Genomic DNA, 17,982 nt, shown 5'->3' with positions numbered 1-17,982 from the left:
TCTATTTGGTATATGATTGATATAAATGAAACACTCAGTTCGCTGGGGATCGGTTCTGAAAATAATGGAATAAGTACAGGTCAGAAATCCTGGAAGGGTGGCGGCGAAATACTGGAATCTTATTCTCCGGTTGATGGGAATTTAATAGGAAAAATAGGGTCAGCCTCAAACAGTGACTATGAGCAGGTTGTCAAGGTCTCGATGGCGGCATTCAACAGCTGGCGGATGGTCCCTGCGCCGAAACGTGGAGAAATTGTTCGTCAGATGGGCGATCAGCTTAGAAGCAATAAGCAGGCACTCGGAACTCTGGTAAGTTACGAAATGGGAAAAAGCTTACAGGAAGGATTGGGGGAGGTGCAGGAAATGATCGATATATGTGATTTTGCTGTCGGATTATCCCGGCAATTATACGGTTTGAGTATGCATAGCGAAAGGGTAAAACATCGTATGTATGAGCAATGGCATCCTTTGGGGGTTGTTGGGATTATTTCTGCTTTTAATTTCCCTGTGGCCGTCTGGTCCTGGAATGCGATGCTTGCCTGGGTTTGCGGAAATGTTTGTATCTGGAAACCATCCGAGAAAACGCCATTAACTGCAATTGCCTGTCAGAATATTATCCACTCGGTTTTGATCGATAATTATCTGCCTGAAGGCATTTCTTCGATTGTAACCGGTGGCAGAGAAATTGGTCAGTATTTGTCAGAAGATAGTCGGATTGCGTTAGTATCAGCCACTGGAAGTACCCGAATGGGAAAAGCCGTGGGAGAATCCGTTGCGAAACGTTTAGGAAAAAGTTTGCTGGAACTGGGTGGAAACAACGCGATCATCGTTACGGATTCGGCCGATTTGAATATTGCTATTCCCGGGATTGTTTTCGGTGCGGTTGGCACGGCGGGACAGCGTTGTACATCAACCCGCCGGATTATTGTGCAGGAAAATGTTTATGAAGAAGTGAAAAACCGGCTTACCAAAGCATACGGCCAGATAAAAATAGGTAACCCTTTGGATGAAAATATTCATGTTGGGCCACTTATCGACAAAGCGGCGGTTGAAAATTATTTGGATGCAGTTGAGAAAATTAAACAAGAAGGCGGACGATTTATTGTTACTGCCAAAGTTTTAGAGGGAGAAAATTATCGATCCGGATGTTATGTTGCGCCTTGCGTTGCAGAGGTAAATAATGACTATTCCATCGTACAATCTGAAACCTTCGCGCCGATTCTATATCTGATCAAGTATAGGACTTTGGATGAAGCGATAACACTTCAGAATGCTGTTCCACAGGGTTTGTCCTCCTCAATATTTACTTTGAATATGCGTGAGGCCGAGGAGTTTTTATCTCAGTCAGGATCGGATTGTGGGATTGCTAATGTCAATATCGGGACATCGGGAGCTGAGATTGGAGGGGCATTCGGAGGAGAAAAGGAAACTGGCGGAGGTAGAGAGTCCGGTTCTGATGCATGGAGGAATTACATGAGGCGGCAAACCACTACAATAAATTACAGTGCTACTCTTCCACTTGCGCAGGGAATAAAATTTGAGATTGAATAATTATTATTTCTACCTTTGTATTTAACTTAGCTGGCACACGCACATTTTCGGAACAAGTAGTTTGATATGAAATATAAATTAACATCACAGCAGATCGCGTCTAATGTAGGAGGGGAGATCGTTATCCTCAATCATAATAAGGGTGAGTATTACGGTCTTGATGAAGTTGGAGCATTAGTTTGGACCGCTTTGGAAGAAAAACCGCAGTCGCTGGATTCTCTTTGCGAGACGGTTTTGGAAGATTATGATATTGACAAACAGACATGTTTGGAGGATATTGAGTCATTGCTTAAAGATCTTATTTCCGAAAAGTTGGTAGAAGTAACCGAATAATTCCGGTGATGAGGATCGCAAATTACTGGTCAAAATGGAAGGTTTTACCGAACAATACGAAAATTTATTTTTTGTATGCGTCGGTTACACTTACTATGATAAAAATAGGATTGACGGTATTACCTTTTAATCACTTTCGTAAATTGTTTCACTGGATCAGTTCTTCTGAAAAAAAGAAGAATCTGAAAAAACAGGAAATTGACGAAATAGTCTATGCCATTAATACGTCGGCCAATATTCTACCTTTTGAGCTTTTGTGCTTGCCACGCGCTTTGGCAGCAAAGTTTTTACTTCGAAAAGTGCCATCTTTGAGCCTTGAAATAGGAATTGAAGTGAACAAAGACAAAGACTTCGAGGCGCACGCCTGGGTTGAAAAGGACGGAAACGTAATCATAGGCGACTGGTCTGAATCGATTTTTTATCAACGTTTATGGGTCTGGGAATGAATTTTATAAATCACACACATGCCTTTTTATAAAGCCTACGGGTTGACTATCTCCTCTGAAATTGATCTTCCTGAACTTAGCGTTGCAGAAAAAACTCCCGACATTGATCTTTATATCTCTCGTGGGAATATCATTTTACCGCGAATGCGTAAGACACCCATTCACCGGAGAGGCATCCAGGCTTATCAGGGAATTGATAACGAAGGTAATTTGATTTTACATTGGGATCAGGTTGCCAGTTTTAAAGCCATTGAAGCCAAACAATTGGTGGTAAGTCCCTTGACGCAAGATGCAAATTTGTTAAGCCTTTTCACGATCAGCGAAGCCCTCGGCATGATTCTTTTTCAAAAAGGTTATTTTTTATTGCACGCAAGTGCTGTAAACGTCGGAAACAAAGCCTGGTGTTTTATGGGCGTTCCGGGTGCTGGTAAATCTACGACAGCAGCAGCGTTTGTGAAGGCAGGTTGTGCTTTATTAAGTGATGATTTAACTGCGATAAAATTTGATGAAACAGGAAAAGCCTTCATCATTCCTGGCTATCCGCAATTGAAAATCTGGGATAATTCTGTTAACGGCCTTGCTTATGACAGAGCTTCTTTACAACCCGTGAGCGAAGGCGTAAATAAATTCTCATTCCGGCCGGAAGGTGATTTCAATTTAGAGCCGGTTGCTTTGGGAAATATCTTCTTTTTACATAAGGCAAAGAACCGTCCGGAACAGCAAGCTTTGACTCCCATAGAAGTTCCGATTGAAACGCTAAAAAACTTTCCCTTACCAATATCCTTTTTGAAAGGAAAATATTTGCAGGACCATTTTCAGCAAAGCTTCTTATGTGCAAAATCATCAGGTTTATGGCGCAAGAGGCGACCGAATGGATTTGATTTACTGGAAAAATGGGTGAGCGAGAGTATATCTTCACAATCAGACATACTTTTGGATGTCTTATAAAAAACTTTCTTCACAGCTGCTTTTGTTGACGCAGGCAAGCCTTGGAGGAAAGGTTAATGAAGCAATATGTCCGGAATCTGCGACAATACAGGATTGGGACGCAATTTATGAACTTTCTCAGTGGCATCAGATTGGCGCTCTGTTGTATCAGCATCTTGACCATATTGGTGCCAATACCGGAACTTCCGAATGTTTTGATAAAGTGAAAGAACAAAGTCTGAACCAGGCGGTGTTCAATATGTTGTTTTTGAAAAAGTCGATTGCCATCAGCAGTGATTTGGCAAATCATCGTGTAGATTCGTTTCTGATGAAAGGGGCCTTATGGGCCTGGCTTTTATATGAAAGTCCCGGCCTCAGAGAATTCGGCGATATTGACTTTTTCCTCAGGAAAGAAAGTATAAATGACGGCCTCAAAATACTGGCCGGTCATAATTTTTTTCCGGATACCTACCGAAAATATTTGCTTGACAACGAAAAGGTGGCAAAGTTATACTTCGAAACTGACTATCAATTGCCAATGACTCCAACCGGCAATGAAATAGTCCGGTCTCTGGAAATACAGTGGAATACGACTTATCCGAGATATCACTACGCTTTTGGCTGGAATGAGCTGACGAATAAAATGATGTCAGTCCAGGTTGCCAACACTACGCTTGAAGTTCCTTCAGCGGAAAATCAGTTTCTGATGATGATCGTGCATCATGCTGGTGTAGAACAGTGGGATAAGTTGAAATATATGGCTGACCTGGTCAGAATTCTTAGGAAGTTTGCCGGAGAAATGGATTGGACATATATCATTTCCGTGACGAAGCAAAAGGGATTTTATAAAATAATGCTTGAATCACTCGGTCTGGTAAATATTTTGACCGGCGAAAATTATCTGATTTATTGCGGTAAGGATCTTGAAAAGCAATATCCTTCAACCAGACTTTTTGAAAAGGTTGTGCTTCACTGGGAGAATACCAGATTCAAACCAGTAACAAAATCATGGCAGATTTTCTACTTCAATATGATTTACCGAGACAGGCTACGTGACAAACTTTCTATCTTATTTAGCCACATAGCCTATCTGCTGGAATGGAGGCTCATTATCCCCAAAGCGCGTTGGTATCGAAAAAAATCTTAGATCAGATTAATTTTAATCGTTCCTGAGACTGAATTGCCGGGAATAAGTGTGGTCAGTCCCTCACCATTGTTAAAGGAATTTACATTTGCAGTCAGTGGCTCAATCCCCACGCAGTCACGAGCTGGTGGCGTATATACCACCAGATAGTTAAATTTTCCTTCACCTATTTCCTGCTCGATTTGTAAAGTTACATGCTGATTTTCAGAAATCAACTGCGTGACCGCTGTTTCTCCGGCGCTTTCAACGATAAAAGCATTATCTAAGGCTTTCTTAAATAAAGGCATCGAACCTTCAATAGGAAACGGTGCTGTTTCAATTGGGCTCATTCGGTTATCAAAAACGACGATCGTATCTGATGGAATATTTATCTTCCAGGCATCAACTAATTCATTTCCAAGCTGAAAATATGGATGCCAGCCAAACATGGTAGGGCAGGGCTCTGTACCAATATTTTTCGCTTCATAGGTAAGCGAAAATGTGCCGTCAGCACTGAGTTTATATTTGACGGTGAAATCAACTGAAAATGGATAACCCTCCGGCTCTCTTATTTCATACGATAATTTGAGATAGGCGTGATCGGCTGCAACAACCTGTTCAACCAAATTGAAATTATTTTTGCGGACCAATCCATGAATCGCATTATCGTCATTATTTAAAGGCAGCTGATAGTGCTTTCCAAGAAATTTATATTTCCCATCCGGAATACGACTCGCAAAGGGAAATAGCAATTCACTGGCACTTTGTGTATCCTCTCTCAAGGCGTGAGGTGTAGCAGGAGTTTTCAGCAGTGAAAAAAGTGTAACCCCTTTTCTTAGCGATAATTGGCGTATAATTCCTCCAAGCTCCGGCACTACAACACACCGGTTCGAAGTGGCAGTTTCCTGTATAACATATTCGGTCAGGTCGCCGTATTGTTGTTTTAATATTTCAAATGACATCGTTATAAGATTTAGGATTGCGGTCAAAGACTGTCGCAAAAGTAACTTAAAAATAAAAACCGGACAGTTTCGCTGCCCGGTTTTTAAAAATTATTATCTATTCGGGGTTAAACTGCCGAAGAATCTTTATCCTCTGCAACCATTTCTCCCTTTTCTTTTTCCGTTTGTTTTACCGCTTCCTCATGGATTGCTGCTTCCTCGTTAGAACGACGATTAATATAAGCCTGATAGCTGGTTTCCTTTTCGTAAGGACGTTTGCCTATCAGTTTCTCCAGATCACTTTGGAACAAAATCTCTTTTTCTAACAATTCCTTTGCCAATATTTCCAAAGCGTCGCGTTTATCATTCAGCATGTTTTTAACAAACTGATAAGCCTGATCAATCAGTTTACGAACTTCTTCATCAATTGCCTGGGAAGTAGATTCTGAATATGGTTTAGTGAACGAATAATCACTTTGTTTCGAATCGTAGTAGGAAACATTTCCTATTCTCTCATTCATCCCATACATCGTAACCATGCTGTAAGCAACCTTCGTTACACGTTCAAGATCACTCAATGCTCCAGTTGAAATTTTGCCAAAAATCACGTCTTCCGCAGCACGTCCGCCCAAAGTCATGCACATCTCGTCAAACAACTGCTCTGTACGATACAAATACTGCTCTCTTGGCAAATACTGTGCATAACCCAAAGCGGCTACTCCACGAGGCACAATGGATACCTTAACCAAAGGATCAGCGTGTTCCAGGAACCAACCAGCAACAGCATGGCCAGCTTCGTGATAAGCAACGATTTGTTTTTCCTCAGGAGAGATAAGTTTGTTTTTCTTTTCCAAACCACCAATTACACGGTCCATCGCATCCTGAAAATCCTGCATTGTAACTTCTTCTCTGTCACGACGTGCAGCGATAAGGGCAGCTTCGTTACATACATTGGCAATCTCAGCACCGGCAAAACCAGGCGTTTGTGAAGATAATTTCTGAATATCAACATCAACCGAAAGTTTCAAAGGTTTTAAATGCACTTTGAAAATCGCTTCACGGCCAATAACATCTGGTTTGTCAATTGAAATCTGTCTGTCGAAACGTCCCGGACGCAACAAAGCTGGATCCAAAACATCAGGGCGGTTTGTTGCTGCCACGATAATAATACCCGAATCGGTAGCAAAACCATCCATTTCAACAAGCAGGGAGTTCAATGTATTTTCACGCTCGTCATTTGAACCAGGCATAGCACCACGTCCACGAGAACGGCCAACAGCATCAATCTCATCGATAAAGATGATACAAGGTGCTTTTTCTTTTGCTTGTTTGAAAAGGTCACGAACACGCGCCGCACCAACACCCACAAACATTTCTACAAAGTCAGATCCGGAAAGTGAGAAGAAAGGAACACCTGCTTCACCGGCAACTGCTTTTGCTAGCAAAGTTTTACCAGTACCCGGAGGGCCTACCAGGAGAGCACCTTTTGGAATTTTAGCTCCCAATTTCTTGAACTTGTCAGGGAATTGAAGATATTCTACAATCTCTTTAATCTCCTCCTTCGCTTCGTCAAGACCTGCAACATCGTTAAAAGTGATTTTAACTTTATTTTCAGCATCAAACAAAGTAGCACGGGAACGGCCGATATTGAATATCTGACCACCAGGACCAACGCCACCCGACATTCTGCCGAGGATAAAATACATCACCAGAATCATAATGATGAAAAAGCCCCAGGTTCCCAGGAAGCTGGTCCAGTCATTTCTGGTATCGACGACGAGTTCAATTTTATCATCGTCCGGTACCCCTTCCTGAATTTTGTCAAGATCCTTTTTAAACGTTTCTGCGGAAGTTACCTGAAACTGATAATGAGAAACTGGTTCTCCGCCAAAATAATTGCCACCGTTTTCAGATGTCAGTACCTTATATTTATCAAGTTTTAGCGCATCCGGCTTTAATGTTACTTCAACTGACTTATCATTAACTATCGTAACACGAGAAACTTCCTTATCAGCAACCATTTTCTCGAAACGTTTTTGTGTTGTTTCGCGAATTGTGGATGTCCTGTTAAGGTAAGTTATCCCCAGGATAGTAGCAATCAAAGCAGCTATGATCCATCCCTGATATCCCTTTTGCGGACTTTTAGGATTTAGTGGACCTCTTTTGTTATCGTTCTCAGACATTCTTTATAATAATTAAGAGGAAATTTAATAAACAACATTTCGCATCCGATGAATGTTCACCTGCTACGATATTTACAGGACGGAATCTTCAAAGTGCGTTACAACCGCATCTCCCCAAAGCTCTTCCAAATCATAATGCTTGCGACGGTCTTTATTAAAAATGTGAGCCACTACATCCACATAATCAATCAATATCCACTCTCCGTTGGCTTTTCCTTCTTTTTGCCAGGGGTCGGTCTTAGATATTTTATAAACTTCGTCTTCTACCGAATTGGCCAAAGCATCTATTTGAGTGTCGGAATTCCCCGAGCAAATTACAAAAAAATCTGTTATTGAATTTTTTACTTTCCTAAGGTCAAGGATTGTGATATCCTCACCTTTCTTTTCTGACATCCCCTTAGCAATAAGCTCGGACAAATCTTTTGATGATAGTTCTTTATTTTTGCGTTGTTTCATGCGTAGTTGATTCCCATTTCTATAAACCCTAAAATAAAGTAAAAAAATTGTACAACTCTATATATGATACCTTAATTATAGGTAAAAAAGTTATTTATCTGCCAACTTGTCATTCAACAAACGACATAGCGGCTGAATTAGTACGTAGTGGATCCGGAATGGAAGGTGCGATTGTCATTACTGACGAACAAACAAAAGGTCGTGGACAAAGGGGGGCAACCTGGGTGTCGGAGCCAGGGATGAACCTGACGATGTCGGTTATTGTCACCCCTGCATTTTTGCCAATTCCCAATCAGTTTCTGATTAGCCAAACCGTTGCTCTCGGGATTGCCGCTTACTTAAATGAGTATTCTGATCAGGTAAAAATTAAGTGGCCAAATGACATATATGTCGATAATAAAAAAATATGTGGAACACTCATTGAAAATTCCATTCAGGGGACACGCCTTGCCAGCTCAATTATAGGTATTGGATTAAATATCAATCAGACCAACTTTGATCGTTCCCGGACTACCTCACTGGCACTAATCACTGGGCGACAACTTAGAATTAAAGAAGAATTTTCCAAGCTTGCCCATCATCTGGACGCCTGGTATCTGAAACTCAAATCCGGGAATCATTATGAAGAAATCAGGCAACAGTATGTCAATCAATTATTTGGATATAATCGGTTACGCCATTTTCGTTACAAGAATGAAATCATCTCAGGAACGGTGACTGGCATAACCGATTATGGAAAACTATGTATCCAATTCTCAAACAACCCTGCTATTCAGGAAATTGATTTGAAAGAAATTGAATGGATATGGGATTAATCTTCAATTTTTGGAATTCCCCATTTTCCCAATATGACCATGGCAACGCAGCAGATCAACAATCCCAGGGATTCACGGGCTTCTTCAATATTGATACTCCTCATCTGAGCTTCGCCGAAGAAGATCCCTTCAAACTTTGGCGGCCACTGAAATATGGCAGCCACTAAGAATCCTGCGGCAAGGGCGTAGTAAACCCAGGATGGCCAAAGGTTATTGACGCTCATATAACAGGCGAGCGCCGCTGCGCTGTAAGTAAAGATCCATATTGTTGAATCTGGATCGTTGAACTGAAAATATGCAAATAGCATAAATATCACTCCAAATATGATTTTGACGAATTTCATGTTTTTTGTTTAGTGGGTTTGATGTCTAATATAAAGCTGATTTTAAGTTTTTATTACTATACCAGCCCTATAATTTTCGTCATTTGCAAAACTGACTTAAAGCAGTTGTCGCGTCATTATATCCAAGTTTTTCTGCTTGTTTTAAACTGGTACACCCAAGATCTTTTTCTCCTTCGTTGTATTGGGACAGACCTAAACCATAAAATGCTTTTCCATATTGAGAGTCAAGTTTAATTGTTTGACGGAAAGCAAGTGTCGCTTTTTTGAAGTCCTGGATACGGTAATAAGTATTTCCCAGATTATACCAGGCCTGTTTGTTGTCCTGATTTAATTGCGTGGCTTTTTCAAAATCGATTATCGCCGGCTCTGTTTTATCCAACAAAACATAAAGCTGCCCTCTGTTCAGGAAAACGTCGGACGTGTCCGGAGCAAGTTTGGCAGCCTGGTTGTAATCGGTAAGCGCAGAATCGAGATGATTGTCGGCGGTATATAAAAGAGCACGGTTAAAATACGGGCGATAAGAATTTGGCTGCAATTTTATTGCCTGGTTAAAATCCATAAGCGCGCTCGCATATTCTTTCATTTCGTAATAAGCCACGCCACGTGTATTTAACGCTTCGGCGTTTGAAGTATTTTTTTCAATGGCTTTATTGAGGTATTCGATGGCTTCTTTGTTTTTGCCTTCACGCATCAAATCTTTCCCTTTTTGCAGGAAAGCGTCACTGGATTGAGAACAGGAATTAAGAAAAAGTAAAAAAAATAAAAAAAATATTCGGCACATAATCACGCATTTAGAGTTGTTTCGCACAAAAGTAAGACGAAACGTTAAATGAATGTTTTCTTTTTGTCAATAAAATGTCTTTATCTTTGCATCGGCAAATCGGAACTACCAGCTCCTTCCGAATCCCCCAGGTCCTGACGGAAGCAAGGGTAGGTGGTTGATGCGGTGAGATTCTCGGTTTGCCTTTTTTTATGCCCTTTCCATTCCATTCCACATCTTTTTTTTGCTTTTAGTCAGGGTTTTCTACTTTTGTGGAACAATTAAACTATTCAATTCTTGATATGAAATTTTTTATTGACACTGCTAATCTAAAAGAAATTAAAGAAGCACATGCCCTAGGCGTACTTGATGGCGTTACAACAAACCCATCGCTTATGGCAAAAGAAGGAATTACAGGCAAGGATAATATCATGAGACACTACAAAGCGATCTGTGATATTGTTGATGGAGATGTAAGTGCAGAGGTTATTTCGGTTGATTTAGAGGGAATGATTCGTGAAGGTGAAGAATTGATCGAGATTGATGATAAAATTGTTGTAAAAATTCCAATGACCAAGGAAGGCGTTAAAGCTTTGAAATATTTTTCAAACAAAGGCGTTCGGACCAACTGCACGCTTATTTTCTCGGCAGGACAGGCATTGATCGCTGCCAAAGCTGGTGCAACTTACGTTTCACCATTCATTGGCCGTCTGGACGATATTTCAACAGACGGTATTGGTCTGATCGAACAAATCCTGACTATCTATCGTAACTATGGTTATGAAACGCAGGTATTGGCTGCTTCTGTGCGCCACCCGATGCATATTATCCAGTGCGCAGAAGTTGGAGCAGACGTTATGACCGGGCCTTTAAGCGCGATGGAAGCCTTAATGAAACATCCGCTTACTGATATCGGACTTGAAAAATTCCTTGCTGATTACGCCAAAGGAAACGCTTAACAAGAAATAGAACCAAATGAGAGGTTAGGTGTTTTAGGAAACTAAATGCCTAACCTCTTTTCTCAAAACCTGATTATTTTATTGATCAACTATGACAGATTCAACAGAGCCTATTGTAAGACTGGAACGGGCAGATATCTACCAGGGTGACCGGCCTGTTTTAAATGATGTCCATTTTGAGATAAAAAATGGTGAGTTCGTATACCTGATCGGGCGTACAGGCAGCGGAAAAAGTTCTTTGATGAAAACACTTTACGGAGATCTGTGGCTGCATACCGGTTCCGCAAAGGTGGTAGGGTACGAGCTGCATAACATCAAACGTGTTGATATTCCATTTTTAAGGCGCCGGATTGGTATCGTTTTTCAGGATTTTCAGTTACTTTCTGACCGTTCGGTTGAAGATAATTTGTCGTTTGTTTTGAGAGCAACAGGCTGGGAGCAGCAATCGAAAATTTCCAAACGTATCGCAGAAGTGTTGATGCAGGTTGGTTTGGGGACTTCGCAAAAAAGAATGCCGCATCAGCTTTCGGGCGGTGAGCAGCAGCGGGTGGTCATTGCCCGTGCAATGCTCAATGAGCCAAGAATCCTGATTGCAGATGAACCTACGGGAAATCTTGATCCGGAAGTTGGTGATCAGATCATGCAGGTTTTCAGGACGATCAATAATGCAGGTACAGCCATTTTGATGGCGACACACAATTACGAGTTTCTCAAAAAATTTCCAGCGCGTACCATTAAATGTGAAAATGGAAGTGTAACGGAAGGATAAAAATATTCAATAACACAAAAAAGAGACCTGAAAATTTATCTTCAGGTCTCTTTTTTGTTGAAATGAAGTGAAATTTTACTTAGCCGTCAAATCAATAAACGGAATAATAACCTCTTCAAGTGAAACACCGCCATGCTGGAAGGTATCACGGTAAAGGTTTACATATTGATTATAGTTGTTCGGATATGCGAAGAAGTAGTCTTCTTTTGTGAATACGTAAGAAGTCGAAACGTGCGGTTTTGGCAAGAAAATTCGCTCTGGCTTGCGGCATACCATTAAGTGGTTGTCGTCAAAGCCCAGGTTTTTTCCATGTTTGTAACGTAAGTTTGTATTGGTTTCCCGGTATCCGATAATTTTAACCGGTTTCTGAACGCGAATCATACCGTGGTCAGTCGTTAAAATTAGTCTGCACTTTTTCTCAGCCACTTTTTTGATAAAATCCAAAAGCGGAGAATGCATCAACCAGGATTTGGTGATGGAACGATACGCAGATTCGTCCGGTGCCAGTTCCTTGATCATCTGCACGTCTGTGCGCGCGTGAGAAAGCATATCCACAAAATTATAAACCACCACGTTTAACTGGTTGTTTAACAAATTGTTAAAATTGTCGATGAGCGATTTTCCCTGGTTGGTATTCAGGATTTTATTGTAAGAAGACTTGATATTAAAATGATTTGTCTCCAATTGTTTTTGAAGAAAATCAAACTCATGATTATTCAAACCTTCTTCACCATCCGGTGTGTTTTCGTCACTTACCCACCATTGCGGATGTTTGCGCTCCATTTCACTCGGCATCATACCGGAAAAAATAGCATTACGCGCATAACCCGTAGTCGTAGGTAGAATCGAGTAGTAGGAAGTTTCTTCCTCCACGTTGAAATATTCCTGAATGATCGGCTGAATCACTTTCCATTGATCATAACGGAAATTATCGATCAGTAAAAAGAAGACGGGCTCGGTTGATTGCTTCAGGTAAGGGAATACCTTCTGTTTCATCAATTGATGAGAAAGAATCGGACGATCAGCTTTCGGATCATTCAGCCAGCCTTCATATTCCTGTTCAATGAATTTACAGAAATTCGCATTTGCATCACTTTTTTGCATGCTGAAAACTTCCGACATTCCCTGGTCGTCGGAGTTTTCAAGTTCCAATTCCCAGTAAATCAGTTTTTTATAGATATCAGCCCATTCCTCATGCCCGATTCTGTCCTGATATTGCATGGCAAGATTTCTGAATTCCTGCTGATAACTTAATGTAGTCTTTTCAGTAACGAGTCTTTTATTATCAAGAATCTTTTTAACAGAAAGTAAAATCTGGTTTGGATTAAGGGGTTTTATCAAATAATCATCGATTTTTGAACCGATGGCATCTTCCATGATATGTTCTTCCTCACTTTTTGTAATCATCACAACCGGAAGCATTGGCTGCATTTGTTTGATTTGTGCAAGGGTTTCCAGTCCGGTCATACCCGGCATCATTTCATCTAAAAAAACAATATCAAACCGGTCATTTTCAATGCGGTCAAGGGCATCTGCTCCACTGTTGACAGGTGTAACATTATACCCCTTATTGGTCAAAAACATGATATGTGGTTTAAGAAGATCTATTTCATCATCAGCCCAAAGGATGTTATATTGCATAGGTTGGTTTTTCAATTAGTAATAGTTAAACAAAGAAAATTAACGTGCCAAAGAATGATCTGGTATTATAAAAACAGTGTTTTAACATAAATTAAGAAGAAAATAACAACTTCAAGGGGCGCTTTTGCTACTGGATTTGTTACTTTGAAATCTGTTAATTTAAGATAAAAATCTGCGTGTCACGCGGTCAAGATCATCAGGTGTATCCACACCATGCGAATCGTCGGAGGTAACAACCGCCTTGATCGAATATCCGTTTTCCAGCCACCTGAGCTGTTCAAGGGCTTCTGCTTTTTCAAGCGCGGAAACATCGAGTTTTGTTATCTCAGCAAGCACATCCACGCGGTAAGCGTAAATGCCGATATGTTTGTAATAGGTATGCGTTTTAAGCCAGTTTTCAGTTTCCACGCCGCGCAAATAAGGAATTGTCTGCCTGCTGAAATATAAAACTTCCCCTCGCTTATTCAATACTGCTTTCGGAACATTTACGTTAAATAAAATATCTTCCGAATCAATAATTTTCACCAGTGTGGCGAGTTCTATTATGCCGTCCAACTCTTCGGCAAGGTTATTTATAGGCTCAGGACTAATAAATGGCTCGTCGCCTTGAATATTAATCACATAATCAAATTTTCCTTGCGTTTTTGTCAAAGCCTCATAACATCTGTCTGTCCCGCTTTGATGATCAGTAGTAGTCATAACCGCTGTTCCGCCAAAATTTTCCACATGGCCAAAAATTCTTTCGTCGTCGGTTGCTACGATAACCTGACTGAGTTGTGTAGCTTTGGAAGATTGTTCATAGACACGCTGAATCATCGATTTTCCCCCGATATCGACCAATGCCTTGGCGGGAAAACGGGTAGACGCATAGCGAGCCGGTATTATACCTAGTATTTGCACGTGTTTATAGTTTGAATGATATTATCCGAAATTTTGTTTCAAAATAAAGCTAAAAATTGCAAAAAGTTTTTTCACATACGTTCTCACAAAATATTTGGCGGATACTTCCTCACCCCGACCCATATAGCAATGAATGGGCTATAGAATTGCGGGAAAGTTCGGAAAAGAAAGTGTCATTTGCGATAATTGATCTGTCTATTCCGGGATTACGCTGGCAAGTTACGCCAGAAGGCGCAGATTGGTGGACTTCGTTGACAGCATTTTCAAATCAGCATTTGTTTTTACATAATTATCGCTATCCGGATTTGCCTCAGCCAACGGATTTGCTGTCGGTCTCTGCCATGGACGGCAATTTACTTTGGGCATTGCCTAATTACGTACTGGTCCGGACGTTAGATGGAAAAGAAGTGGAGGTTGCAACCCAGCGGGGAGATAAATTTCAATATGCGATCTGCGATGCTGATTCGGCTGAATTGTCGGAGCTTTCTGGGGATATGAAACAAACTTCTCAGGAAATAATTTTAAAACAACCTGTTCGTTACAAGGAAAAGAATGTCTATTTTGAGCGACTGTCGTCCTTTTTATCGGAAACTGTGGGTATTTCCCGACCCATTTGTATCGATTATCTGGACGAAAGGCCCTATATGATGTTTTCTTATTATATTTACGAGCAAGAAAAGATAGTACAATATCTTCTTATCGTGACAGATAAAAAGGAAATCGTATTTCAGGAGCGGTTATCAGAAGGACGCGATGGCGTTGGCCAGTCGACCATGTTGCTGAAAAACGGAGTGTTGGTATATCTAAAAAATAATAATGAATTTTCGAGTTTAACATTTTCTGACTGAATGAAATACATAGTGTACCTAGCCATTTTGGCAGGTTTTTTAACAGGAGCGGTGAATGCCCGTGCGAATGGTGTTAGTGCAGTGGATTCGATAGGGTTTGAGAAGGTAGGAGGTAAGATTTATGTTTTGCATAAGGTAAATCAAGGTCAGACTATGTTTGCTGTTGTGAGGCAGTATGGTACAACCATACAGGCACTTCGTGATGCAAATCCCGGGATTAGTGATGCTGTCCAATTAGGACAAACGCTTCGAGTTCCCTACACACCGAGAGTTAGTAAAAAAGAAGCAAAAAAGGAAGAAGCTAAAAAAGAGGAAGTGAAACCTGCGGCAAAGGATGCAAAACCGTTACCTCCACCAGCGTCGACAACTTCGACGGCTGATGCTAAGGTTGCTGTTGCCCCTAACGGAATTCACAAAGTTGAAGCGGGACAAACACTTTACCGTGTTGCAGTAAAATATGGCGTTTTGATGGCAGATATCCGCAAATGGAATAATCTGAAAGATGATAATTTGACAGAAGGGCAAGAGCTGATTGTTAGCGAGAAAGGTGCAGAAAAAACGAAACCAGTTCCGGTACCGGAGCCTAAAAAGGTCGTAACAAATGTTGTGAAAGACTCTGTTCGGGCCAAGGCAGCAGTTGCAGAAAAAGTGATGAAACCGGTTGAGGAGGTTGCTCCTCCAAAAGTTGTGACAGGGAAACGGAAATCAGAATCCGGGCTGGCAGAAGTTATCGAAACAGACGAGAGTACGAGTAAATTTCTTGCACTCCACCGAAATGCTCCAATCGGCGCGTTGGTTGAAGTTTTGAACGAATACAATCAGGAAAAAATCATTGTGCGTGTTATCGGTAGAATTCCGGAAACCAGCGTTAATGATGATATCATCATCAAGTTATCGTCCCGTGCCTTTGAAAAAGTTTCGCCGAATAGTAAGCGTTTCAGGGCAGTGATCAGCTATTTGGAGACCAATTAGCGGAACGAGGAAATTTTAAGAAGGCGGATTGGTTTATCAATCAGATATCATAAGTCTCTCATCACAAATTAAATTCTGAAAATACACGTAAATGAAACATTCACCCGAGTTCAGATCAAAAAGAGAAGAAGAAAGAGCAGCACTGAAAAAGACTACCGGATATAAATTGTGGAGTGTTTTGTTTACACTCATGTATCCTTTTGTCGCTGTTTTTACTTTCGTTTTTTCTTGCATCGTCATGTTCTTCTCGGGGATTTCGAAAGCTTTGGCTTATGTGTTAGGAAAAAGTCATGCTGAACATTGAAGTTGAATTAACGCCCATATCACAATCTATTACCGATTTACTGGAATCAAAAGCTGAGGAATACAATCAGCCGGATTTTATTCCTCACGATCCCATCAGTATTCCGCATCGATTTTCTAAAAAGCAAGATATAGAAATTATGGGTTTCTGGGCCGCGGTGCTTGCCTGGGGACAGAGAAAAACGATTATTAACAAATGTCTGGAATTATCAGAATTGATGGATCACGCGCCTTATGACTTTGTTAAAAACCACCAGGACAGTGATCTTGAAAAATTTTTAAATTTCAAGCACCGGACGTTCAACGCTACGGATACGCTTTACTTTCTCCATTTCTTTCAAAATTTTTATAAACAACACGACTCTCTGGAATATGCTTTCAGCAGCCATATGTCGGCAACTGATGTTACCATCGAAAACGGACTGATAGGTTTTCATGACCTTTTCAGCGACTCAGAAAATTTCCCCATCAGAACTAGGAAACATATTGCCACGCCGGTGCGGAAATCATCCTGTAAGCGATTAAATATGTTTTTACGATGGATGGTGAGAAAAGATAACAAAGGTGTTGATTTTGGGATATGGGATACGATTATGCCATCGCAATTGGTTTGTCCCTGTGATGTTCACGTGGATAGAATCGCCAGGAAATTGGGTTTGATTCAAAGACCGATAACGGATTGGCGAACAGCAACCGAATTAACAGGATCCCTGCGCATGTTAAATCCAAACGATCCGGTTTTGTACGATTTCGCCTTATTTGGTTTGGGCATTGAAGGTTTCGCGAAGGAAGATTTTCTAATTTAAAAGCAAAAGATTTTTGATATAACACTGTCACCCTTTCAGGGTTTTGACGGTTGCTCAACTTATCGTCAACTACAATACTTTCATCCCTTCGGGATTGTATAAAAAAATCAAAAATATATTAGAATCGAAAACCGAATTCCAGAACAATCAAGACTTGGCATTAATTTGGAAAACAAACCCGAAGGGTTGAAATTATTATAGAGGATGATCCAATGAGCCGGGATCCAACCCCGAAGTGGGTGACATAACCCACTCTGGAATTCGAATTAAGCTTTGCACGCGTTAAATCCAACGATCCGGTTTTGTACGATTTCGCATTGTTTGGTTTAGGGATTGAAGGTTTCGCCAATGAGGAATTTTTAATTCGAAATGAGATTTTTGGAATTAATTCTGTCACCCTTTCAGGGTTTTGACGGTTGCTCACCTTATCGTCAACTACAATACTTTCATCCCTTCGGGATTGTATAAAAAGATCAAAAATATATTAGAATCGAAAACCAAATTCCAGAACAATCAAGGCTTGGCCATAATCTGGAAAACAAACCCGAAGGGTTGAAATTATTATAGAGGATGATCCCGTGAGCCGGGATCCAAACCCCGAAGTGGGTGACATATCCCGCTCGGGAATTCGATTTGATAGCCATGCTGGGCACTTTAAATCCAAACGATCCTGTTTTATACGATTTCGCATGATTTGGTTTTGGGATTGAACGTTTGGTTAAGGAGGAATTTTATAATTGGAACTATGTCTTAGGTATTAATATTGTCACCCTTTCAGGGTTTGGATAGTTGATTTTTCTCTTTTCTATAATAATTTCATCCCTTCGGGATTGTGCTATATCCTGATATAGCGAAACTAAAAACTATTAGTAATTCTGTCTAAAAACAAACCCGAAGGGTTGACA

19 protein-coding genes are annotated in these 17,982 nt (G+C 40.7%); 12 read left to right on the top strand and 7 right to left on the bottom strand.

Annotation, left to right across the window (positions count from 1 at the left end; translation table 11 throughout):
- Positions 1–12 precede the first annotated feature (12 nt).
- The 5 genes from amaB (at position 13) to AC1XUO_RS00750 (ending at position 4,404) form a co-directional block, all read left to right on the top strand.
- Complete coding sequence (gene amaB / locus AC1XUO_RS00770) at positions 13–1,551, top strand: L-piperidine-6-carboxylate dehydrogenase (protein WP_483327850.1); 1,539 nt, start codon at positions 13–15, stop codon at positions 1,549–1,551.
- Positions 1,552–1,617: 66 nt separating this feature from the next.
- Positions 1,618–1,884: a PqqD family protein gene (locus tag AC1XUO_RS00765; protein ID WP_483327849.1), complete on the top strand. Its 267-nt coding sequence runs from the start codon at positions 1,618–1,620 to the stop codon at positions 1,882–1,884.
- A gap of 8 nt (positions 1,885–1,892) precedes the next feature.
- Positions 1,893–2,330: a lasso peptide biosynthesis B2 protein gene (locus AC1XUO_RS00760; RefSeq protein ID WP_483327848.1), complete on the top strand. Its 438-nt coding sequence runs from the start codon at positions 1,893–1,895 to the stop codon at positions 2,328–2,330.
- An 18-nt stretch (positions 2,331–2,348) separates the two neighbouring features.
- A complete protein-coding gene (locus AC1XUO_RS00755; RefSeq protein ID WP_483327847.1) occupies positions 2,349–3,278 on the top strand; it encodes a serine kinase in 930 nt (309 codons plus the stop codon).
- On the top strand, positions 3,268–4,404 hold the full coding sequence (locus AC1XUO_RS00750) for a nucleotidyltransferase family protein (RefSeq protein ID WP_483327846.1): 1,137 nt from the start codon (positions 3,268–3,270) through the stop codon (positions 4,402–4,404). The genes AC1XUO_RS00755 and AC1XUO_RS00750 overlap by 11 nt, the downstream gene beginning before the upstream one ends.
- Here AC1XUO_RS00750 and AC1XUO_RS00745 read toward each other — a convergent pair.
- The 3 genes from AC1XUO_RS00745 to rsfS all read right to left on the bottom strand — a co-directional run bounded on the left by AC1XUO_RS00745 (position 4,401) and on the right by rsfS (position 7,960).
- Positions 4,401–5,342, bottom strand: a complete 942-nt coding sequence (locus AC1XUO_RS00745; protein WP_483327845.1) for an aldose epimerase family protein — start codon at positions 5,340–5,342, stop codon at positions 4,401–4,403. The genes AC1XUO_RS00750 and AC1XUO_RS00745 overlap by 4 nt on opposite strands.
- 107 nt (positions 5,343–5,449) lie before the next feature.
- A complete protein-coding gene (ftsH, locus tag AC1XUO_RS00740) occupies positions 5,450–7,504 on the bottom strand; it encodes an ATP-dependent zinc metalloprotease FtsH (RefSeq protein ID WP_483327844.1) in 2,055 nt (684 codons plus the stop codon).
- Positions 7,505–7,576: 72 nt separating this feature from the next.
- Positions 7,577–7,960, bottom strand: coding sequence for a ribosome silencing factor (gene rsfS / locus AC1XUO_RS00735; RefSeq protein ID WP_235149091.1), 384 nt, complete (start codon positions 7,958–7,960; stop codon positions 7,577–7,579).
- A 47-nt stretch (positions 7,961–8,007) separates the two neighbouring features.
- Between rsfS and AC1XUO_RS00730 the strand changes: the two genes are divergently transcribed.
- Positions 8,008–8,775, top strand: coding sequence for a biotin--[acetyl-CoA-carboxylase] ligase (locus tag AC1XUO_RS00730; RefSeq protein WP_483327843.1), 768 nt, complete (start codon positions 8,008–8,010; stop codon positions 8,773–8,775).
- Here AC1XUO_RS00730 and AC1XUO_RS00725 read toward each other — a convergent pair.
- Both AC1XUO_RS00725 and AC1XUO_RS00720 read right to left on the bottom strand, forming a co-directional pair.
- A complete protein-coding gene (locus tag AC1XUO_RS00725) occupies positions 8,772–9,119 on the bottom strand; it encodes a transmembrane 220 family protein (RefSeq protein ID WP_483327842.1) in 348 nt (115 codons plus the stop codon). The two genes, AC1XUO_RS00730 and AC1XUO_RS00725, sit on opposite strands and share 4 nt — an antisense overlap.
- Positions 9,120–9,198: 79 nt before the next feature.
- Entirely contained in the window at positions 9,199–9,900 is a 702-nt protein-coding gene (locus AC1XUO_RS00720; RefSeq protein WP_483327841.1) for a tetratricopeptide repeat protein, read from the bottom strand.
- Positions 9,901–10,181: 281 nt separating this feature from the next.
- Between AC1XUO_RS00720 and fsa the strand changes: the two genes are divergently transcribed.
- Positions 10,182–10,838 (top strand): fructose-6-phosphate aldolase, encoded by a 657-nt coding sequence (gene fsa, locus AC1XUO_RS00715; RefSeq protein WP_235149095.1) that lies wholly within the window; start codon positions 10,182–10,184, stop codon positions 10,836–10,838.
- Between the two features lie 91 nt (positions 10,839–10,929).
- Entirely contained in the window at positions 10,930–11,607 is a 678-nt protein-coding gene (locus AC1XUO_RS00710; RefSeq protein WP_235149096.1) for a cell division ATP-binding protein FtsE, read from the top strand.
- A gap of 75 nt (positions 11,608–11,682) precedes the next feature.
- On the opposite strand, the gene porX is transcribed toward AC1XUO_RS00710, so the two are convergent.
- Entirely contained in the window at positions 11,683–13,248 is a 1,566-nt protein-coding gene (gene porX, locus AC1XUO_RS00705) for a T9SS response regulator signal transducer PorX (RefSeq protein ID WP_235149097.1), read from the bottom strand.
- A gap of 159 nt (positions 13,249–13,407) precedes the next feature.
- Positions 13,408–14,148 carry a 3-deoxy-manno-octulosonate cytidylyltransferase gene (gene kdsB / locus AC1XUO_RS00700; RefSeq protein ID WP_483327840.1) on the bottom strand — a complete coding sequence of 247 codons (741 nt, stop codon included), beginning with the start codon at positions 14,146–14,148 and terminating at the stop codon, positions 13,408–13,410.
- Positions 14,149–14,204: 56 nt separating this feature from the next.
- Between kdsB and AC1XUO_RS00695 the strand changes: the two genes are divergently transcribed.
- The 4 genes from AC1XUO_RS00695 (at position 14,205) to AC1XUO_RS00680 (ending at position 17,077) form a co-directional block, all read left to right on the top strand.
- A complete protein-coding gene (locus tag AC1XUO_RS00695; RefSeq protein ID WP_483327839.1) occupies positions 14,205–14,996 on the top strand; it encodes a DUF4905 domain-containing protein in 792 nt (263 codons plus the stop codon).
- Positions 14,997–15,968: a septal ring lytic transglycosylase RlpA family protein gene (locus tag AC1XUO_RS00690; RefSeq protein ID WP_483327838.1), complete on the top strand. Its 972-nt coding sequence runs from the start codon at positions 14,997–14,999 to the stop codon at positions 15,966–15,968.
- Between the two features lie 91 nt (positions 15,969–16,059).
- Positions 16,060–16,272: a hypothetical protein gene (locus tag AC1XUO_RS00685; RefSeq protein WP_483327837.1), complete on the top strand. Its 213-nt coding sequence runs from the start codon at positions 16,060–16,062 to the stop codon at positions 16,270–16,272.
- Complete coding sequence (locus AC1XUO_RS00680) at positions 16,259–17,077, top strand: TIGR02757 family protein (protein WP_483327836.1); 819 nt, start codon at positions 16,259–16,261, stop codon at positions 17,075–17,077. Before AC1XUO_RS00685 ends, AC1XUO_RS00680 begins: the two co-directional genes overlap by 14 nt.
- Positions 17,078–17,982: the final 905 nt, after the last annotated feature.

The organism is Dyadobacter sp. HNCC25DJ186 (genome assembly GCF_056895235.1).
The sequence above is the reverse complement of the archived record's forward strand: the minus strand, read 5'-3'. Positions and strand labels throughout refer to the sequence as shown.